A 17,989-nucleotide genomic window follows, 5' to 3' on the forward strand; every position below is an offset into this window, starting at 1 on the left:
ACAATCGGCGAATGCCCACACCTCGGAAACTCGTCGAACTGCAGGGTGGAGTCGCCCGCGGTTCAGTGCTCGCGCGATTCGGATGCACACGCAAAGACCTCTCGAATGCGGTGCGGCGCGGCGAGCTGCTCCGTGTGCGCGCCGGTGTGTTCGCGGCACCGTCGTGCGAGTGGAGCGTGCGCACCGCTGCCCTGCACGGGGGTGCGCTCTCCTGTTCCGGCGCGCTGCGAATACACGGAGTCTGGGTTCTCGACGACGACGAGCATCCTCATGTCTGGCTCGGTCACGCCGGCCGAACGCATCCGCATGCCGACTGCGAGTGCGTCGAGCACTACCGTGCCGGATCGATGCGGCTGGGACTCGCCCCGGTCGAACAGGCGCTGGTGCATTCGTTCGGATGTCACGGCGAGGAGTTCTTCTTCGCGGCGTACGAGTCGGCGTGGTCGCTGGGCCTGATCGGCGCAGACGAGCGGCGCCGCGTCCGCGCCGCTCTTCCTGCACGTGCTCGGTGGCTCGTCGACATCGCACGCCATGACGCAGACAGCGGGCTAGAGTCCATCGTCCGGCTACGGCTGCGCCTGCTCGACATCCGAGTGGAGACTCAGGTGTCGATCGACGGTGTCGGTCGCGTCGACTTCGTCGTGGGGAGCCGCGTCATCCTCGAAGCAGATGGCAAGGGCAACCACGCCGGCCGCGCGGAACGCCATCGTGACCTGATTCGGGATGCCGCGGCATCCCGTCTGGGATTCGAAACACTCCGCTTCGACTACGCCATGATCATCCATGAGTGGGACGTCGTGATCGCCGCGATCCTGGGCGCGCTCGCGCGGTCGCGCTCGTGAGCCGGATGGCGGGAGGATTCCCCCATGGCGGACCGAGAGCACACTCTGGTTCAGCCGTGCGGGGATCCGCCAGCCAGACGGCCGGGACGCCTGCAGATGAGGGCCCGCGAGCGAGGGCCCGAGAGCGAGGGCCCGAGAACGAAGGCCGGCCGGGCTACTCGACCGTGACGGACTTGGCGAGGTTGCGCGGCTGGTCGACGTCGAGCCCCTTGGCCGTCGCGAGCGCCATCGCGAACACCTGCAGCGGCACGACCGCGAGCAGCGGCTCGAACATCGCGCCGGCGAGCGGGATGCGGATGACCTCGTCGGCGAACGGCAGAACGGCCGCGTCGCCCTCTTCGGCGACGACGATCACGCGAGCGCCGCGGGCACGGATCTCCTGGATGTTGGAGACCACCTTCGAGTGCACCACAGCGGAGTGCCGCGGCGACGGCACGAGGACGAACACCGGCTGCCCCGGCTCGATCAGCGCGATCGGGCCGTGCTTGAGCTCGCCCGCGGCGAAGCCCTCGGCGTGGATGTAGGAGATCTCCTTGAGCTTGAGCGCGCCCTCGAGCGCGATCGGGAAGCCCACGTGGCGGCCGAGGAACAGGACCGAGCGGGTGTCCGCCATCCAGCCCGCCAGCTGGCTGACGTGATCGTGCTCGCTCTCGAGCACCTTCGCGATCTTCTCGGGAAGCGCCAGCAGCTCGGCGACGTCCGCCGATGCATCGTCGACGGAGCCGCGCACACGCCCCATGTGCAGACCGAGCAGCAGCAGCGCGGTGATCTGCGCCGAGAACGCCTTCGTGGAGGCGACCGCGACCTCGGGACCGGCGTGGGTGTAGACCACGGCATCCGACTCGCGCGGGATCGTCGCCCCCTGGGTGTTGCAGATCGACAGGGTGCGGGCACCGCGCTCGCGCGCGTACTTCACGGCCATCAGGGTGTCCATGGTCTCGCCCGACTGGCTGATCGACACGACGAGGGTGTCTGCCCCGATCACCGGATCGCGGTAGCGGAACTCGTGGGCGAGCTCGACGTCGACGGGGACGCGCGCCCACTGCTCGATCGCGTACTTGCCGACGAGCGCCGAGTACGACGCGGTGCCGCAGGCGGTGATGATGATGCGGTTGATGCCCAGGAACAGGTCGTCCAGGCCCTCGAGCTCCGGGATCACGACCTGCTCGCCGCGGATGCGTCCGCGGATCGTGTTCGCGACGGCCTCGGGCTGCTCGGAGACCTCCTTGGCCATGAAGCTCGACCAGCCGCCCTTCTCGGCGGCGGCGGCGTCCCACGAGACGTCGAACGGCTCGGCCTCGACGGGCGTGCCGGCGAAGTCGGTCACGGTGACGGCATCCGGGGTGATCGAGACGATCTGGTCCTGACCGATGGCGAGCGCCTTGCGGGTGTGCTCGATGAAGGCGGCGACGTCGGATCCGAGGAAGTTCTCCCCCTCGCCCAGGCCGATCACCAGCGGCGAGTTGCGGCGGGCACCGACGACGAGGCCGGGGTGGTCCTGGTGCATCGCGAGGAGCGTGAACGCCCCTTCCAGACGGTTGACGACGCCGCGGAAGGCGAGCTGCAGGTCGCCGCCGTTGGAGCGGTACTCGCGGCCGAGGAGAGCGGCCGCGACCTCGGTGTCGGTCTCGCTGCGGAAGCGCACGCCGTCGGCGAGCAGCTCGTCACGCAGGACCGCGAAGTTCTCGATGATGCCGTTGTGGATGACCGCGAGCCGGTCGTCGTCCGCGAGGTGCGGGTGCGCGTTCTCGTCGGTGGGGCCACCGTGCGTCGCCCAGCGGGTGTGCCCGATCCCGGTGCTTCCGTCGGGAAGCGGGGCGTCGGCGAGGGAGTCGCGCAGCATCGCGAGCTTGCCGGCCTTCTTTCGCATGCCGAGCGATCCGTCGCGGTCGATCACGGCGACGCCGGCGGAGTCGTAGCCCCGGTACTCGAGACGGGCGAGGCCCGCGAGAAGGATCTCCTGGCTGGGCCGCGGGCCCACGTATCCGACGATTCCACACATGGGGTCAAGAATAAGCGCGGGATTTTGCGAAGGTGCCGAACGAACCCGCGGTTTCCGCGCCGACGCGGATGCCGCCGCTCAGAGCTTGCGCAACAGCACGCTCTCGACGCTGTGGTCGACGCCCTTGTTGAGCACCAGGCGCGCACGGTGCTTGGTCGGCATCACGTTCTCGACGAGGTTCGGCATGTTGATCTCGTTCCAGTATCCGAGTGCCGTGGTGATCGCCTCGTCGTCCGTGAGGTGCGCGAACACGTTGAAGTACGACGACGGGTTCGAGAAAGCCCCCTGGCGCAGGGCGAGGAAGCGGTCGACGTACCACTTCTCGATGTGCGAGGTGTCGGCGTCGACGAAGATCGAGAAGTCGAAGAGGTCGCTCACCGCGACGTCGTTCGGCGAGGCAGGCGGCTGCAGCACGTTGAGCCCCTCGACGATCACCACGTCGGGACGACGCACGACCACGCGGGCATCGGGCACGATGTCGTAGCGCATGTGCGAGTAGAACGGGGCGCGCACCTCGGCGGCGCCGCTCTTGACCTCGGTGAGGAAGTCGATGAGGGCTCGGCGGTCGTAGGACTCGGGGAACCCCTTGCGATCCATCAGGCCGCGGCGCGCGAGCTCCGCGTTCGAGTAGAGGAAGCCGTCCGTCGTCACCAGCTCGACCCGCGGCGTCCCCGGCCAGCGGCTCATCAGCTCGCGCAGCAGACGGGCGATGGTGGACTTGCCCACGGCGACCGAGCCGGCCACGCCCACCACGAACGGCGTGGTGGTGTCGTCCTCCTGCAGGAACGAGCTCGTCGCCGCCCCCAACCGCTTGGTCGAGGTCGCGTAGAGGCTGAGCAGGCGACTCAGCGGCAGGTAGACCTCGCGCACCTCGGCGAGATCGAGTCGATCGCCGATGCCGCGCAGCTCCACGACCTCGGTCTCGGTCAGCGGCTGGTCGAGCCCCGCGGCCAACCGCGCCCATTCCTCACGGCCGATCTCTCGGTACGGAGACAGCGGCAGCGTGGGATCGGCGGTGGTCACGGATACATCGTAACGGCGCGGCAGTAGTCTCTACCCGTGCGCCTCGGAGTCCTCGACATCGGTTCCAACACCGTCCACATGCTCGCCGCCGACGTCCGGCCCGGAGGGCGGCCGCTCGCGACGACCAGCGACCGCTCCGTGCTGCGGCTGATGCGATACCTCACGCCGGACGGCTCCATCTCTGAAGAGGGCGTGGCGGCTCTCGAGTCGGCGGTCGCGCAGGCTCGTCGGGTCGCCGAGGCCGAGAACGTCGACGAGCTGCTGGCGACCGCGACCAGCGCCGTGCGCGACGCACGCAACGGCACCGAGGTGATCGCCCGGATCGAGCGGGCGCTGGGCCAACCGCTGCAGGTCCTCGACGGCGAGACGGAAGCCGCGCTCACCTTCCTCGCGGTCCGCCGCTGGTTCGGGTGGTCGGCCGGCCAGCTGCTGCTCCTCGACATCGGCGGCGGATCGCTGGAGATCGCCGCGGGCGACGACGAGGTGCCGGATGCCGCAGCATCCGTCGCCCTCGGCGCGGGGCGGATGACGGTGCAGTTCCTGCCCCACGATCCCCCCGGCGAAGACGACGTCGAGCGCCTCCGGGAGCATGCGGCATCGACTCTCGCCGAGGTCCTCCCGCGGTTCACCGCCCTGCCCCGGCCGGACCACGTGGTCGGCTCGTCGAAGGCGATCCGCTCGCTCGCCAAGCTCGCCGGATACCCGGTGCCGGGGTGGTCGGGCATCCAGCGCATGGTGCTGCCCCGGGCGTCGCTGGGATCGTGGATCCCCCGACTCGCGCGCCTCCCCGCGACCGCGCGTCAGGAGCTGCCGGGGATCACGGCCGACCGCACGTTCCAGATCGTCGCCGCCGCCGTCTCCCTGCACGCCGCGATGACGGCTCTCGAGGTCGACGAGCTCGAGGTGTCACCGTGGGCGCTGCGCGAAGGGGTGCTGCTGCGCTACATCGAATCGCTCCCGTGGGGCGCCCCCTCCTGATCACGCGGTGATCATCGGCCCCCGGTCAGCTCAGGACTCGAACAGCCCCTGCCCCATCGCGACGGCGATGGCCTCATCGCGCGACGACACCCCGAGTTTGCGATACAGCGACCTGCGCTGCGATTTCACGGTGTTCTCCGAGACGTGCAGGCGCTCGGCGATCTCGGCCACGCCGGCGGTGCGTCGGAGCTCGGTGAGGACCACCCGCTCTCGCGCGGTCAGGCGGGGGACGACGGGCCGCGCACTCAGGCGCGGCGTCGCGACATCGATCATCTCAGGCCCGAACAGCGCCCTGTCCTCGGCGGGGACGAGGAGGAACGGCGTCCGGAGGCCGTAGGCGTCGGCGATCGCCCTGGCACGGCGCGCGGCCGTCGCGGCCTCCTCGGGCCGACCCGATCGTCGGAGGATCAGCGCCTCCAGTGCCGCGAGGTGCGCCCGCGCCTCGGGCGCCTCGACCTCGATGCCCGCGAGCCTGCGCTGGGCACGCTCGTGGCGCCCGTCGAAGATCTCGACCCTGGCGACCCCGAGAGTGATCATCGCCGCATCGCCGCCCTGGTCGACCAGTCTGCGGGCCGACGCCATGTCGCCGGCTGCGAGGGCGAGCGCGGAGTCGGTGAGGTCGAGCAGTCGCCGCTGGGACCGCGGCTTCCGTCGTCCTCTGCGGCGCCGGAGCGCTCGGAACTCCTCGAGTCCGACCTCGGCACGGCCGAGGCGGATGTCGAGGAGCGCGCGCAGGTGCGCGAGCGTGGGCCAGTGCTCGACCGTCTCGATGATGTGCCAGACGCTGTTGAGGGCGGCCTCGGCGCCGTCGAGGTCGTCGCGCTCGAGGGCGATCTTCGCTTCGGCGATGCGAAGCGGGGTGCCCTGGTACTCGTCGAGCAGTGCCTCGGGCCACGACCGGGCCGCGGCGATGTCCACCCAGGTCTGCGCGGCGACGAGATCGCCGGAGGAGACGTGCACCATCGCGGCCCCGCCGATGGCGACGAGCTGTCCGCTGGGTCGACGCGCGGTCGCGAACGCGCGCTCGAACTCCGCGAGCGCATCGTCGAGCCGATCGCCGTACATCAGGGTGATCGCGCTGTGGGAGTGCAGGTCCTCGACCAGGCCGTCGATCCTGCGCAGCTCGTCGGGCGAGAGGCCGCGGAGGATCCTCGCGGCAGTCAGCGCCGCGTCGACGCCATCGTCGCCCAGCCCGAGGAGACGGCGGACGACCGCCTCGATCACACGCAGCAGCGCACGCTCTGCGCCGTCCGCCGGCGCCCGCCTTGCCCCGATCAGCGCCATGCCCATGAGCTCGACCGCGCGCAGCCGGTGCTCGCGACGGGCGTTGAAGATGAGCGCCTGAGCCATGGCGATCACCGGCCAGGTGCGGAGTTCGAGGATGCGGATGTCGCGCAGCGCGGTCGAGATCGACGCGCCGTGCGCACGGATGAGGGTGAGCCCGCCGCCTTTCAGAGCCGCGTCGACGAGGTCGAGCGACCCGGCCGCCGCGCCCTCCAGCAGGGCCCCGTACCACGCTCCCTGTGCGAGCAGGATGCGCCCTGCGCGGGCGTGCACCGACAGCGGATCGGGCATCGGGTGTGCCGCCGCGGTGGCCGCGCGCACCGGGGCGGAGAGGACGAAGAACGGATGCCCGGGGTCTCCCACCCACTCCCCCTGCCCTGCGGCTTCGGCGCGGTCGAAGACACCGGAGGATCCGCCGAGCGCGGCGACGACCTCGCGGGTGAGGACCTCGGGAACGGCGAGGTGCGCGTCGGGCGCGTCGAGGGGGTGGGGATGCAGGTCTCGCAGCGCGGCGCTCACCTGCTCGGCGCGCAGGTTCTTGAGCTGTCCGATCGCCCGCACGGCCGCGGGCAGCCCTCCGGTGACCCGGTGCACGCCCGCGGCGTCGAGCGGCGATCCGATCAGCGCCAGGTACGCACGGGTCTCCTCGGCGGTGAAGCGGAGCTCCCTGACGAAGTTCGCCTGCAGGGCGGCCGGAACCGCTCTCGGATCGTGCACGGCGGCGCGCAGCAGAAGCCGAGGGTCGGCGGCGAGCAGCCCCTGGATTCTCGTCCAGTCGTCGTCCGACAGAGTGTCGGCGTCGTCCACCAGGAGCACCTCTCCTGTCGGGGCGGGGATGTCGCCGGGGACTCCCCACTCCGCCGCGCGCCCCTGCGCCCACTGCCTCAGCAGGGTCGACGCTCCCGCGCCGACGGGGCCCACGGCCACCACCGCGCGTGAGGGGACCGACAGTGCCGCGAGCAGGCGCGGGCGCGCCACGTGCTGTTCCCACCTCCCCGATGACATCTGATCACTCTAGCTAGAGTGCTGAGGGGTCATGATGAAGGGAACGGCATGCCGCGCGAGCGCTCGAATCGGCCAGAGAGACGCACCGTCCTCCTCCTCGCCGCTGTCAATCTGGTGGGGCTGGGGTCGCTCACGACACCGATCATGGCTGGCATACCGCTGAAGATCGATGCACTGTTCAGCGCCGACCAGCGCGCCGGAGCTCTCGCCCTGGTGCTGGCGATCGGCGGTGTGTCCGCTCTGATGGCGAACCCGGTCTTCGGCGCCCTCTCCGATCGCACCCGCGGCCGTTTCGGGCGCCGCAGACCCTGGATGCTGGCCGGAGCGCTCGCGGGCATCATCGGCATCCTCGCGCTGTCGGCGGCGGAGTCGTTCGCGGCGATCATCGCGGCGTGGGTGTGCGTGCAGGTGGCGTTCAACGCCACTCTGGCGGCGGCCGCCGCACTGCTGGCCGACGTCGTGCCGGAGGATCGGCGTGCGGCCGCCTCGGGGATCTTCACCGCGGCCGCGTTCCTCGGCGTTCTGCCGCCGCTCGTGCTCACCGCCCTGCTGCCGCGCCAGGTCGATCTCATCGCGCTGATAATGCCGGCCCTGGCGATCGCCGTGGTCGGGGTCGCTCTGACGATCCGTGAGTCGGCCGCGGGCGACCGCGCGCGTGTCGATCTACGGGCGGCGTTGTCGCCGACCTTCGTCGCCCTCTGGCTGCAGCGGCTGGGCATGCAGTCCGCACTGGGCCTCACGACAGCCTTCACGCTGTACATGGTGATCGACCGCATGACGGGGGACGCCGTCGGCGCCACTCCCGTCGCCATGATCGCCACGCTGCTCGGCGGCGCGGGCATCGTCGTCGGTGCGAGCGTGGGCGGCGCCTGGGCGTCGAGGCGCGGGCGGTACCTTCCGTTCCTGGTCGCGGGCGCGCTCGGCCTCGCCGGTGGCGCGACGATCCGCGCCTTCGCGGACGCCCCGGTCGCGCTCTGGACGGCGACGACTCTGGGAGGACTCGCGGTCGGCGTCTATCTCGCGGTCAACCTGGCTCTGGCCCTGCGCGTGATCCCGCAGGGCCGAGGCGGCGCATACCTCGGCGTGCTCAACGCCGCCGAGACCATCCCCCAGATCTTCGGCCCCATGGTCGCCGCGATGCTCCTGCACGTGGGCGCCGGTGATCCGATCTCGGGCGCCTCCGACGACTACATGCTCCTCTATCTCACCGGCGCGGCGGTCGCGGTGCTGAGCATGGCGGCGATCCCGGCTCTGCGTCGGGCGGCTCGCGGCGGCTCCGCCCGGGATGGCTCCGACCTCGGGGACTCCGGCGCGCCGGATGCCGCCCCGTCCGATAACGCGAACGAGGGCGCCACCTCCTCTCGGAGATGACGCCCTCGTGAGCCGCGATCAGCCGCGAGCGATACGCCTGCGCGTCAGCAGCAGACCTCCCGCGAGCAGCAGCAGCACGCCCAGGACGACGACCCACGGCGCGAGCTCACCACCCGTGATCGCGAGCGCGGGCAGAACCGGGTTCACCGTCTCGCTCGACACCGGCGGAATCGGCGTTCCGCCGGGAGGCGTCGCGGTGGCCAGCGCCACATTCCTCAGCGTGTGGCCGTCCGCGCTCTGCGAGACGGTCACCGCATAGGTGATGGTCACGGTCTCACCCTCCGCGAGCGAGCCGACCCAGCGAAGCTGCGTGCCCTCGACCGTGGGGGCAGCGACCTCGTGGTCGCCGACCGTCGCCGTGATGCCTCCGGTGAGCCGCGCCGCGTTCAGCACTCCACTCAGGTCATCGGCGATGACCACCTCGTCGAGTCCCGTCTCGCCGGTGTTGATCCCGGTGAGCGTGTAGGTGACGAGGTCACCGGGCGCCACCGCCGATCCCGATCCGGGGTCCGACGTCTTCACGAACGAGAAGCCGGGCTGTGCGACCGGGTGCTCCGTCACCGCCGGCGGAGGCGTCAGCTCGACGCCACCCGGCGGGACCGCGGTTGCCGAGGCGACGTTCGTCAGCAGCTCGCCGCCGGCATCGCCACGCACCGTCACGGAGTAGACGATCGTGACACGCTCGCCGATGCCCAGGTCGCCGACCCAGGTCAGCTGCTCATCGGTGATCGAGGGCGCGGTCGCCGGCTCGCCGCCGACCGTCGCTGACACGTCGTCGTTGTACACGGCGTGCGCCAGCACTCCGGAGAGGTCGTCCGTCACCGTGACGGGGTCGAGCGCGGTCTGGCCGGTGTTGATGCCGGTCACCGTATAGGTGATGACGCTCCCCGGTTCGACGCGGGTCCCGGATGCCGGGTCCGCGCTCTTGACGATCGCGAACCCCGGCTCGTCGACCGGGTTGCTCGTCGTGGCGGGCGGCACCTCGATCGGGGTCCCTCCGCCGGGCGGGGTGACCTCTGCGCTCACGATGTTCTCGATCAGCTCTCCCCCGGCGTCACCGTCGACGGTGACCGAGTAGACGATCGTGACGGTCTGGCCGATCTCGAGAGCGCCGGTCCAGGTGAGCTCACCCGAGTCCGCCGTCGGTCGAGCCGCCTCGACTCCGTCGATCACCGCGGTGGCGTCGTCGTTGTATGCGGCGTGCGAGAGCACATCGGACAGATCGTCGACGATCGCGACGTCGTCGAGCCGGGTCTCCCCCGTGTTGACGCCGGTCACCGTGTAGGTGATGACGCTGCCGGGCTCGACCGAGGTGCCCGTCGCGGGATCCGCGCTCTTCGAGAGCGCGAAGCCGGGGAGGTTGACCGGGTTGGTCGTGGTACCCGGCGGCGGAGTGAGGGTGTCGCCACCCGGCGGGGTCGCCGTGCCGGTCGCGGAGTTCTCCAGCACCTCGCCCCCGGCATCCGCGGCGACGCGCACGGAGTACGTGATGGTGAGGACCTCACCGGCGGCGAGCGACCCCGACCACGTCAGCATGCCGTCGACCACCGAAGGGGCCGTCACCACCCTGCCGTCGATCATCGCGGTCGCGTCGGCGCCGTAGGTGCTGTGCGCGAGGACCTTCGAGAGGTCGTCGACGACATCGACGTCGAGCGACGTCTCACCGGTGTTCGCTCCGACGAGGGTGTACGTCAGGAGCTGCCCGGGATCGACCGCGGCACCGGATGCCGGGTCGACCGACTTCGCGAACGTGAAGCCGGGCTCGTTGACCGGGTGTTCGGTGGTGACGGTCGGCGGCACCAGAGGGGTCCGCGGCGTGGTCGGGCTGTCGGGATCGCTCGGGTTCTCGGGGATCTGCGGCGTCGCCGTGGCGGACACCGAGTTCGCGATGGTCTCGCCACCGGCATCCGCGTCCACCGTGACCGAGTAGGTGATCACGACGTTCTGGCCGGGCTCGAGGGTTCCGGTCCAGCGCAAGGTGGAGGCATCGATCTCGCCCGTTCCCCGGCTGGCGGCGAGGTCGCCGTTGTAGGCCGCGTGGGCGAGAGCACCCGCGAGGTTGTCCGTGATCTCGACCGGACGCAGCACGGTGCCGCCGGTGTTCGTCCCGGTGACGGTGTAGACGATGGTGTCGCCGGGATCGACCGTGGAACCCGTCTCGGGGTTCGCGGTCTTGCTGATCGTGAAGCCCGATCCGACGACCGGATGCTCCGTGACGACGGCGGGCGGCGTGATCGTGTCGCCGGGCACCTGAGGACCGTCGGGGTCCGCAGGGTCCGGGGTCGTCGGCGTCGCGGAACCCGCGACGGTGTTGCGCAGGACCTCGCCCGCGGCGTCGTCGTGGACCGTCACGGAGTAGGTGATGGTCACGGCCTGGCCGGGCTGCAGCGAGCCCGTCCACGTGAGGTCGGTGTCGGCGAGAGATGCCGCGCCCTCATCGAGCACGGTGTCGTCGATGCGGGTCACGATGTCGTCGTTGTAGTCGGCGTGCGCGAGCACGGCCGACAGGTCATCGGAGAGCTGTACCGGGTCGAGCACCGTGGCGCCCGTGTTCGTGCCCGTGACGGTGTAGTCGACGACCTGACCGGGCTCGACGATCGATCCCGATGCGGGGTCGGCCGTCTTCTCCACGGTGAAGCCGGGTACGGGGTTGCGGGTGGTCTGCGTGGGAGGGACGATCGGATCGAACGGCGCGGGAGGCGTGCCCGATGCGGTGACGCTGTTCTCGATGCTCGCGCCCTCCGCTCCCTCGTTCACGATCACCGAGTAGGTGATCGTGACGGTCTGACCGGCCTCGAGGGTGCCGATCCAGGAGAGCTGGTCGCTGTCGACGGTCGCCGCACCCGTCGTGATCTCGGTGCCGTCGACCGCGGTGACCACATCGTCCTGGTAGGTGGCGTTCGTCAGCACGCCTGCCAGGTCATCCGAGATCTCGACCGGATCGAGGACCGTGTTGCCGGTGTTCTCGGCCTCGACGGTGTAGGTGATCGTCTGACCCGCGGTCGCCACCGTGCCATCAGCCGGATCGGAGGTCTTGCGCAGCTCCAGACCCGGGGTGAGCAGGTCATTGACGAAGACGCAGGTGACGTCGGTGCCGAGGCTTCCCTCGGGCTGGACGACCGTGTTCGTCCCGCTGAGGGCGACCGAGGAGGTCGACCCGTCTGCGTGCTGCTGCACGCAGCTCAGCGAGCTCGCGTAGCGGTCGAGCTCGGCGCTGCCCGCCGCGGATTCCGACAGCGCGAACGAATCTCCCTGGTTGGTGAAGATCGGTCCGGCGTAGTCGGGCTGCAGACCCGTCGCCGCACCGGCGGTGGTGGCGTCGGTGCGCGGCACCTGGTATCCGTCCGGCGAGTCGACCCGCAGGCCGAACTGGTCGGTTCCCGCGGAGCGTCCGCCCGGCAGGTCCTTCTTCAGCGTCAGGGTGTTCGGGAACGTGCAGCTCGACATGTCCGTGGGCGAGAAGTCGCCGAGCGGGGTGCTGTTCACCGTCACGCCGCGGGGAAGGTCGACCTCGATGATGCGGTTGCCGCCGCCCGAGACCGACACGAAGATGTGGCCGAGGTTGCCGAAGGCGATGCCGTTGCCCTGCACGCCGTCGCCCATGAAGTGCACCTGCTTGGCGCCGATGACCGCCGTGCTCGGGGTCAGGGTTGTCGGGATGTCTGCCGAGTAGATGGTGTTGTCCGCGACCAGCACGAGCTGTCCTGATGCGCTGAACGCCATGTCGCCGTTGGCCCCGAACGCGCCGCTGCCCGTCGTGGGCCGCAGCTGACCGATCTGCACGTAGGTCTGCGGGGTGACGCTCTCGTCCCAGGCGTACAGGTTGATGCCGCCGTTGGTCGTGTTGCTCGCGAAGTAGTAGACGCCCGTCTCAGGATGGACCGCTCCGCGCAGGACCGCGGAGTTGAGCCGGAAGGTCGTCCTGGTCGTCTCGTTCGTCACGCGATCGTGCTTGGCGAGCGTCTTGTCGAACGAGCTGTTCGTGACCGTGTACGCGTAGCGTCCGCCGGCCGAGATGCCGAGTCCGTTGTCGGAGTGGTCGGCGCCGAAGCTCTCGGTGCTCAGCGAACCGCCTTCACCCTCCGCGCCACCGTCGAGGGCGACGTCGAACTCCCGCACCTGCGTGGAGCTCTGCACGAAGACCGCTCCCGGCGTGCACAGGAAAGGATCAGCGGCGGCGGCCGGAGCCGCGGTCACGGCAGCCCCGACGACGACGAGCGAGGATGCGAGGACCGCAGCGCTCGAGAGGAGGCCGACGGCCTTCCTCACTCGCCCGCGCCAGCGGCGCGCGTCCGGCGCGGCCTGCGGATCCGATGATGGGTGATGGTGCTCTTGCGCAGCACGGAATCTCACGTGTGTTCTCCCCTGGAAACGAGCCCGCGGCGTTCGCGCGCGCGGGTGAGGTCCAGGAGAGAACAGAGGGACGGTTGTCGAGCGCCGTCGGGTCGTCGACGCACTGCTGTCTTCCGGGACCTCCGCCAGACTGTCCGTCGCGGCGAGGGCAGATCGGCGAAATCCGGGCTTTTCACCCCGGACTTCACCCCGTGCCTCACCCGGGCGTCGCACCCCTGCGAATCGGGGTCACGACACAGGCGCACAGGCGCACGAAAGGCGCGCACGAATCGGGATCACGAATCGGGGTCACGACACACGCCCGCGGAACGGGCTTCAGACACCGGCGCTCGACACCGGCGCTCGGAGAGCCCGTGGAACGGGGCTCCGCGGGTCAGAGCGAGAGACGCTCCCGCACCACGTCGACCAGGCGCTCGGCGTAGGTGTGCGCCGAGTCGGCGTCCGCCGCTTCGACCATCACGCGCACGAGCGGCTCGGTGCCGGACTTGCGCAGCAGCACGCGGCCCGTCTCTCCGAGTTCGGCGACGACGTCGCGAACCGCGGCCTGCACGACCTCGTCGGAGTCGACGGCATCCTTGTCGACGCCGCGGACGTTGATGAGAACCTGCGGGTACACCGTCATGACGGCGGCGAGCTCGGCGATGGACTTCTTCTGCCGGGCCATCTCGGCGACCAGGTGCAGCCCGGTGAGCAGACCGTCACCCGTGGTGGCGTACTCGCTCATGATGACGTGTCCGGACTGCTCGCCGCCGAGCGCGTAGCCGCCCTCGTTCATGTCCTCGAGCACGTAGCGGTCGCCGACCGCGGTCTGCCGCACGGTGATCCCGTGCTCGCGCATGGCGATGTGCAGCCCGAGGTTGCTCATGACCGTCGCGACGAGGGTGTCGTCGGTGAGATGTCCGCGCTCCTTCATCGACACCGCGAGGATCGCCATGATCTGGTCGCCGTCGATGTGCTTGCCCTCGGCGTCCACGGCCAGGCAGCGGTCGGCGTCGCCGTCGTGGGCGATGCCGATGTCAGCGCCGAGACGCACGACGGCCTCGGCGAGGTTGTCGAGGTGGGTGGATCCGACTCCGTCGTTGATGTTCCACCCGTCGGGGTCCGCGCCGATGACGGTGACGTCGGCGCCGGCATCCCGGAACGTCTCCGGAGAGACGCCCGATGCCGCGCCGTTGGCGCAGTCGAGAACGACCTTGAGTCCGTTCAGGCGGTTCGGCAGCGAGCCGAGCAGATGCACGACGTAGCGGTCCTCGGCGTCGGAGAAACGGTCGATGCGACCGACGCCTGCGCCGGTCGGGCGCAGCTTCTCGCCGCCCATGGCGGCCTCGATGCGCTGCTCGACGAGGTCGGGGAGCTTTCTTCCGCCGCGCGCGAAGATCTTGATCCCGTTGTCTGGTGCCTCGTTGTGCGAGGCGGAGATCATCACGCCGAAGTCCGCATCACGATCGGCGACGAGGAAGGCGAGCGCCGGCGTCGGGATGACGCCGGCCTCGAGCACATCCACGCCGGAGGAGGCGAGACCGGCCGCGACGGCGGCCGTCAGGAAGTGACCGGAGACTCGGGGGTCGCGGGCCACGACGGCCGTGAGCCGCTTGCCTTCGGCCTTGCGAGCCTCCGCAGTACGGCCCTGGCCCAGGACGACGGCAGTCGCCTGGGCCAGGGTGAGCGCGAGGTCGGCGGTGAGGATGCCATTGGCAAGCCCTCGCACGCCGTCCGTGCCAAAGATCGGCATCGGAGCGGTGGACCTTAACGCTTCGAGTACTGAGGCGCCTTACGGGCCTTCTTGAGTCCAGCCTTCTTGCGCTCCTTGACGCGCGCGTCGCGCGAGAGGAAGCCGGCCTTCTTCAGGGTCGGACGGTTGTTCTCCTCGTCGATGCCGTTCAGCGAACGGGCGATGCCGAGACGCAGCGCGCCGGCCTGGCCCGAGGGGCCACCACCGGAGATGCGCGCGATGACGTCGTATCCACCGGCGAGGTTGAGGATCGTGAACGGGTCGTTGATCAGCTGCTGGTGCAGCTTGTTCGGGAAGTAGTCCTCGAGCGTGCGGCCGTTGACCGTGATCGTTCCCGAGCCGGGGACGAGACGCACGCGGGCGATGGCCTGCTTGCGACGGCCGACAGCGGCACCCGGGACGCTGAGCACGGGGCGGGGAGCCGCCTCGACTGCGTCGGTCTCGGGAGTCGACGTCGAGAAGTTCTGGGGGGTTTCGGTGGTGTCCTGGATGTCAGCCACGAGTATGTCCTTAAGTCTTTACGGCGCTTACTGGGCGACCTGGTCGAGGGTGTACGTCTTCGGCTGCTGCGCAGCGTGCGGGTGCTCGCCACCGACGTAGACCTTGAGCTTCGACAGCTGCTGACGGCCGATGCTGTTCTTGGGGAGCATGCCGCGGATGGCCTTCTCCACGGCTCGGACCGGGTTCTTCTCCATCAGCTCGGCGTAGGTGACCGACTTCAGGCCGCCCGGGTAACCCGAGTGACGGTAGGCCAGCTTCTTCTGGAGCTTCTGACCCGTGAGCGCGACCTTGTCGGCGTTCACGATGATGACGAAGTCACCCGAGTCGATGTGGTTGGCGAAGGTGGGCTTGTGCTTGCCACGCAGGAGCGTAGCGGCGTGCGAAGCCAGGCGGCCGAGAACGACGTCAGTGGCGTCGATGACGACCCAGTCACGCTGGACCTCGCCGGCCTTCGGAGTGTAAGTGCGCGTCACGATAGTGCTGCTTTCTTGTTCGAACGGAGAAGTTCGTGAATCCCACTCCGGGGTGGTTCCTCCCTACAGGGATGAACACGCCAGTGGAGGGCTCACGTTCGTTAGCACTCGGCAGTCGAGTACCAAAGAGACAGCCTACGTCATGCGGGGCGATCTCCCAAACCGAGCGAGTCTCGGCGATCAGTCGAACCGCGTGGTGACGAGGATCGGGCGATGGTCGCTCAGCCCCTGCGGCAATGTCGTCACGCGCTGGATCTCGAACCCGACCGAGGTCGCGAAGTCGTAGTGGCCGCGGAACACGCGGTACCGCGTGTACGTGTGATCGTCGCTCATCGTGAGCGCGTAGCCGTGCTCACGCACCGTCTTGCCGAGGTTCTCCTTGAACACCGGGTAGTTGTAGTCCCCGACCATCAGCTGGGGAAGCCCCTCGCCGAGAGTGGCGAGCTCGGTCAGCGCCGCGCGGATCTGGTGACGGCGCAGCGAGTTGAGCGCGGTCAGCGGCGCGGCGTGGAAGGACGCGGCGATGAACTCCCGGCCTGCGTCGATGTCGCGCAGCCTCGCCCCCAGCACGCGCTCGTGCGCGGGCTTGGCGATGCGGTCGTGCAGGGACTTCTTCAGCTCGATCGTCCGGATGCCCTGCAGGTGGAACTCGCTGGCCCGATAGAACATCGCCAGACCCAGCCTGTTCGCCTGGGTGGCGTCGGCGAGGATCAGGTCGCCGATGGACTCCGGAAGGTCGGCCACGTCGCATTCCTGCAGACACAGGATGTCGGGATCGTGCTCCGAGACGAGAGCCACGAGTTCACTCGCGGCTCTGTGCTTCTGCAGGTTGTAGGAGATGACCTTCATCGCTGTTCACGCTAGTGCGTCAGTCTTGGATTCCGGTGAAGATCATCGACCCTTCGCAGGAATGTCGTCTCCTCGTCACCTGCCCTCCGTGCGATATCTTGCATGCGTAAACATCCTATGTTTGACTTCGGCTCGATCCGCGAGAGCGGTCGTGAAGCCCGATTTCTCGCGGTATATCACCGCATCCGAAGCTGAAACATAGGAGTTGTAGCTGATGAACGTTTCGCAGACGGCACCAACGGACGCCCCTCTCGGGCGCGACAAGAACATCCGCCGCACCGCGTGGGCCGGGATCATCGGAAGTGTGGTCGAGTACTACGACTTCACTCTCTTCGGACTCGCGGCAGCCCTGGTGTTCGGCCCGCTGTTCTTCCCCGACGCCGACCCCGCGACCCAGATCATCAGCTCGCTGCTGACCTTCGCGATCGGCTACCTGGGCCGCCCCATCGGGGGCATCCTGTTCAGCCATTTCGGCGACCGCATCGGGCGCAAGCCCATGCTGGTGACAACGCTAATGCTGATGGGCGTCGCGACCCTGGCGATAGGCCTGCTGCCCACGTATGCGCAGGTCGGGCTGTGGGCGCCGGTGCTCCTCGCACTGTGCCGAATCCTGCAGGGCATGGGAGCCGGAGCGGAGTATGTCGGCTCACTCGTCATGATGGCCGAGTCCGGAGACCGCACACGTCTCGGCCTGCGCGTCGCACTCCCCGGGATGGGCGTGTTCGGCGGAATCGTGATCGCGACCGGCGTCTTCGCCCTGATCTCCCTGCTCCCCCAGGATGCGCTCCTGAGTTGGGGGTGGCGTGTCCCGTTCTTCGCGAGCATCGTCACCCTCGGCATCGGGATGTGGATCCGCACCGGCATCAACGAGACAGAGGAATTCCTCGCGGTCAAGGCGACAGGGCGCGTCGTACGGTTCCCCCTCGCCGAAGCCGTCCGACACCAGTGGCGCGAGATCCTCATCGGCTTCGGTGTCAACGGGCCGTACTTGGCGTTCTCCTCCCTGACCCAGGTCTACCTTTTGTCCTATCTCACGGGAACCCTGGGCTACCCGGCATCGTTCGGGCTCGTCGCCAACCTCGTCTCCTCCGCGCTCGCCATCGGGATCGTGCCCCTGGCCGGCCACCTCGGGGACCGACTCGGACGCCGCCGAGTATGGCTGTTCGGGTGCGGCGTCTTCGCGATCTTCGGCTCCCTCGCCTTCCCTCTGCTCGCGACAGGAAGCGAACTCGTCATCGTCCTGACGATGGTCCTCGGCATCTCCCTCGGCCTCGCCACCCTCTACGCCACCCAGGGCGCGATCCTCACGGCGCTGTTCGACCCTCAGTACCGGCTCTCCGCGGTGGTCCTCGTACGAGAACCCACCGCCGCCCTCATCGCCGGTCCCACCCCGGCCTTCGCCGCGTGGCTCGTCCTCACCGCAGGCGGTTCTGCGTGGCCGGTCACCATCTTCTTCCTCGTCACCGCACTCGTCGCAGCTGGAACCGTGCTCTTCGCCTGGAAGCAGCTGGGACGCGTCGAGTCCCGCTGAAGGCTCGACCATGACGCTGACTGCACGAGACACCGCATGATCACC

General features: G+C 69.4%; 12 protein-coding genes. 4 read left to right on the plus strand and 8 right to left on the minus strand.

Annotated elements, in window-relative coordinates:
• Nucleotides 1-11 precede the first annotated feature (11 nt).
• Nucleotides 12-842 carry a DUF559 domain-containing protein gene (locus ASD43_RS00730; protein WP_082539152.1) on the plus strand — a complete coding sequence of 277 codons (831 nt, stop codon included), beginning with the start codon at nt 12-14 and terminating at the stop codon, nt 840-842.
• A 154-nt stretch (nt 843-996) separates the two neighbouring features.
• Here the strand turns inward: ASD43_RS00730 and glmS are convergent, their stop codons facing one another.
• A complete protein-coding gene (gene glmS / locus ASD43_RS00735; protein ID WP_056412265.1) occupies nt 997-2,844 on the minus strand; it encodes a glutamine--fructose-6-phosphate transaminase (isomerizing) in 1,848 nt (615 codons plus the stop codon).
• Between the two features lie 78 nt (nt 2,845-2,922).
• Complete coding sequence (coaA, locus tag ASD43_RS00740; RefSeq protein ID WP_056412269.1) at nt 2,923-3,867, minus strand: type I pantothenate kinase; 945 nt, start codon at nt 3,865-3,867, stop codon at nt 2,923-2,925.
• Nucleotides 3,868-3,903: 36 nt separating this feature from the next.
• Between coaA and ASD43_RS00745 the strand changes: the two genes are divergently transcribed.
• Entirely contained in the window at nt 3,904-4,845 is a 942-nt protein-coding gene (locus ASD43_RS00745; protein ID WP_056412272.1) for a Ppx/GppA phosphatase family protein, read from the plus strand.
• A 30-nt stretch (nt 4,846-4,875) separates the two neighbouring features.
• Here ASD43_RS00745 and ASD43_RS17460 read toward each other — a convergent pair whose 3' ends face one another.
• The gene (locus ASD43_RS17460) at nt 4,876-7,134 is read right to left on the minus strand and encodes a helix-turn-helix transcriptional regulator (RefSeq protein WP_157550654.1); all 2,259 of its coding nucleotides are present in this window, start codon (nt 7,132-7,134) and stop codon (nt 4,876-4,878) included.
• A 144-nt stretch (nt 7,135-7,278) separates the two neighbouring features.
• On the opposite strand from ASD43_RS17460, the gene ASD43_RS00755 reads away from it, so the two are divergent.
• Nucleotides 7,279-8,505, plus strand: a complete 1,227-nt coding sequence (locus ASD43_RS00755; RefSeq protein ID WP_162247465.1) for an MFS transporter — start codon at nt 7,279-7,281, stop codon at nt 8,503-8,505.
• A gap of 18 nt (nt 8,506-8,523) precedes the next feature.
• Here ASD43_RS00755 and ASD43_RS00760 read toward each other — a convergent pair whose 3' ends face one another.
• From ASD43_RS00760 to ASD43_RS00780, 5 genes are all read right to left on the minus strand, one after another.
• A complete protein-coding gene (locus ASD43_RS00760) occupies nt 8,524-12,774 on the minus strand; it encodes a DUF7927 domain-containing protein (RefSeq protein WP_235563982.1) in 4,251 nt (1,416 codons plus the stop codon).
• Nucleotides 12,775-13,231: 457 nt separating this feature from the next.
• Nucleotides 13,232-14,590, minus strand: coding sequence for a phosphoglucosamine mutase (gene glmM, locus ASD43_RS00765; protein WP_056412284.1), 1,359 nt, complete (start codon nt 14,588-14,590; stop codon nt 13,232-13,234).
• Nucleotides 14,591-14,604: 14 nt separating this feature from the next.
• Nucleotides 14,605-15,090 carry a 30S ribosomal protein S9 gene (gene rpsI / locus ASD43_RS00770; RefSeq protein WP_056412286.1) on the minus strand — a complete coding sequence of 162 codons (486 nt, stop codon included), beginning with the start codon at nt 15,088-15,090 and terminating at the stop codon, nt 14,605-14,607.
• Nucleotides 15,091-15,117: 27 nt separating this feature from the next.
• Nucleotides 15,118-15,564, minus strand: coding sequence for a 50S ribosomal protein L13 (gene rplM / locus ASD43_RS00775; protein WP_045253410.1), 447 nt, complete (start codon nt 15,562-15,564; stop codon nt 15,118-15,120).
• Nucleotides 15,565-15,744: 180 nt separating this feature from the next.
• The gene (locus ASD43_RS00780; RefSeq protein ID WP_056412288.1) at nt 15,745-16,413 is read right to left on the minus strand and encodes an endonuclease/exonuclease/phosphatase family protein; all 669 of its coding nucleotides are present in this window, start codon (nt 16,411-16,413) and stop codon (nt 15,745-15,747) included.
• A 214-nt stretch (nt 16,414-16,627) separates the two neighbouring features.
• Between ASD43_RS00780 and ASD43_RS00785 the strand changes: the two genes are divergently transcribed.
• The gene (locus tag ASD43_RS00785) at nt 16,628-17,944 is read left to right on the plus strand and encodes an MFS transporter (RefSeq protein WP_056412291.1); all 1,317 of its coding nucleotides are present in this window, start codon (nt 16,628-16,630) and stop codon (nt 17,942-17,944) included.
• Nucleotides 17,945-17,989 lie beyond the last annotated feature (45 nt).

The organism is Microbacterium sp. Root553 (assembly GCF_001426995.1).
GTDB lineage: Bacteria > Actinomycetota > Actinomycetes > Actinomycetales > Microbacteriaceae > Microbacterium.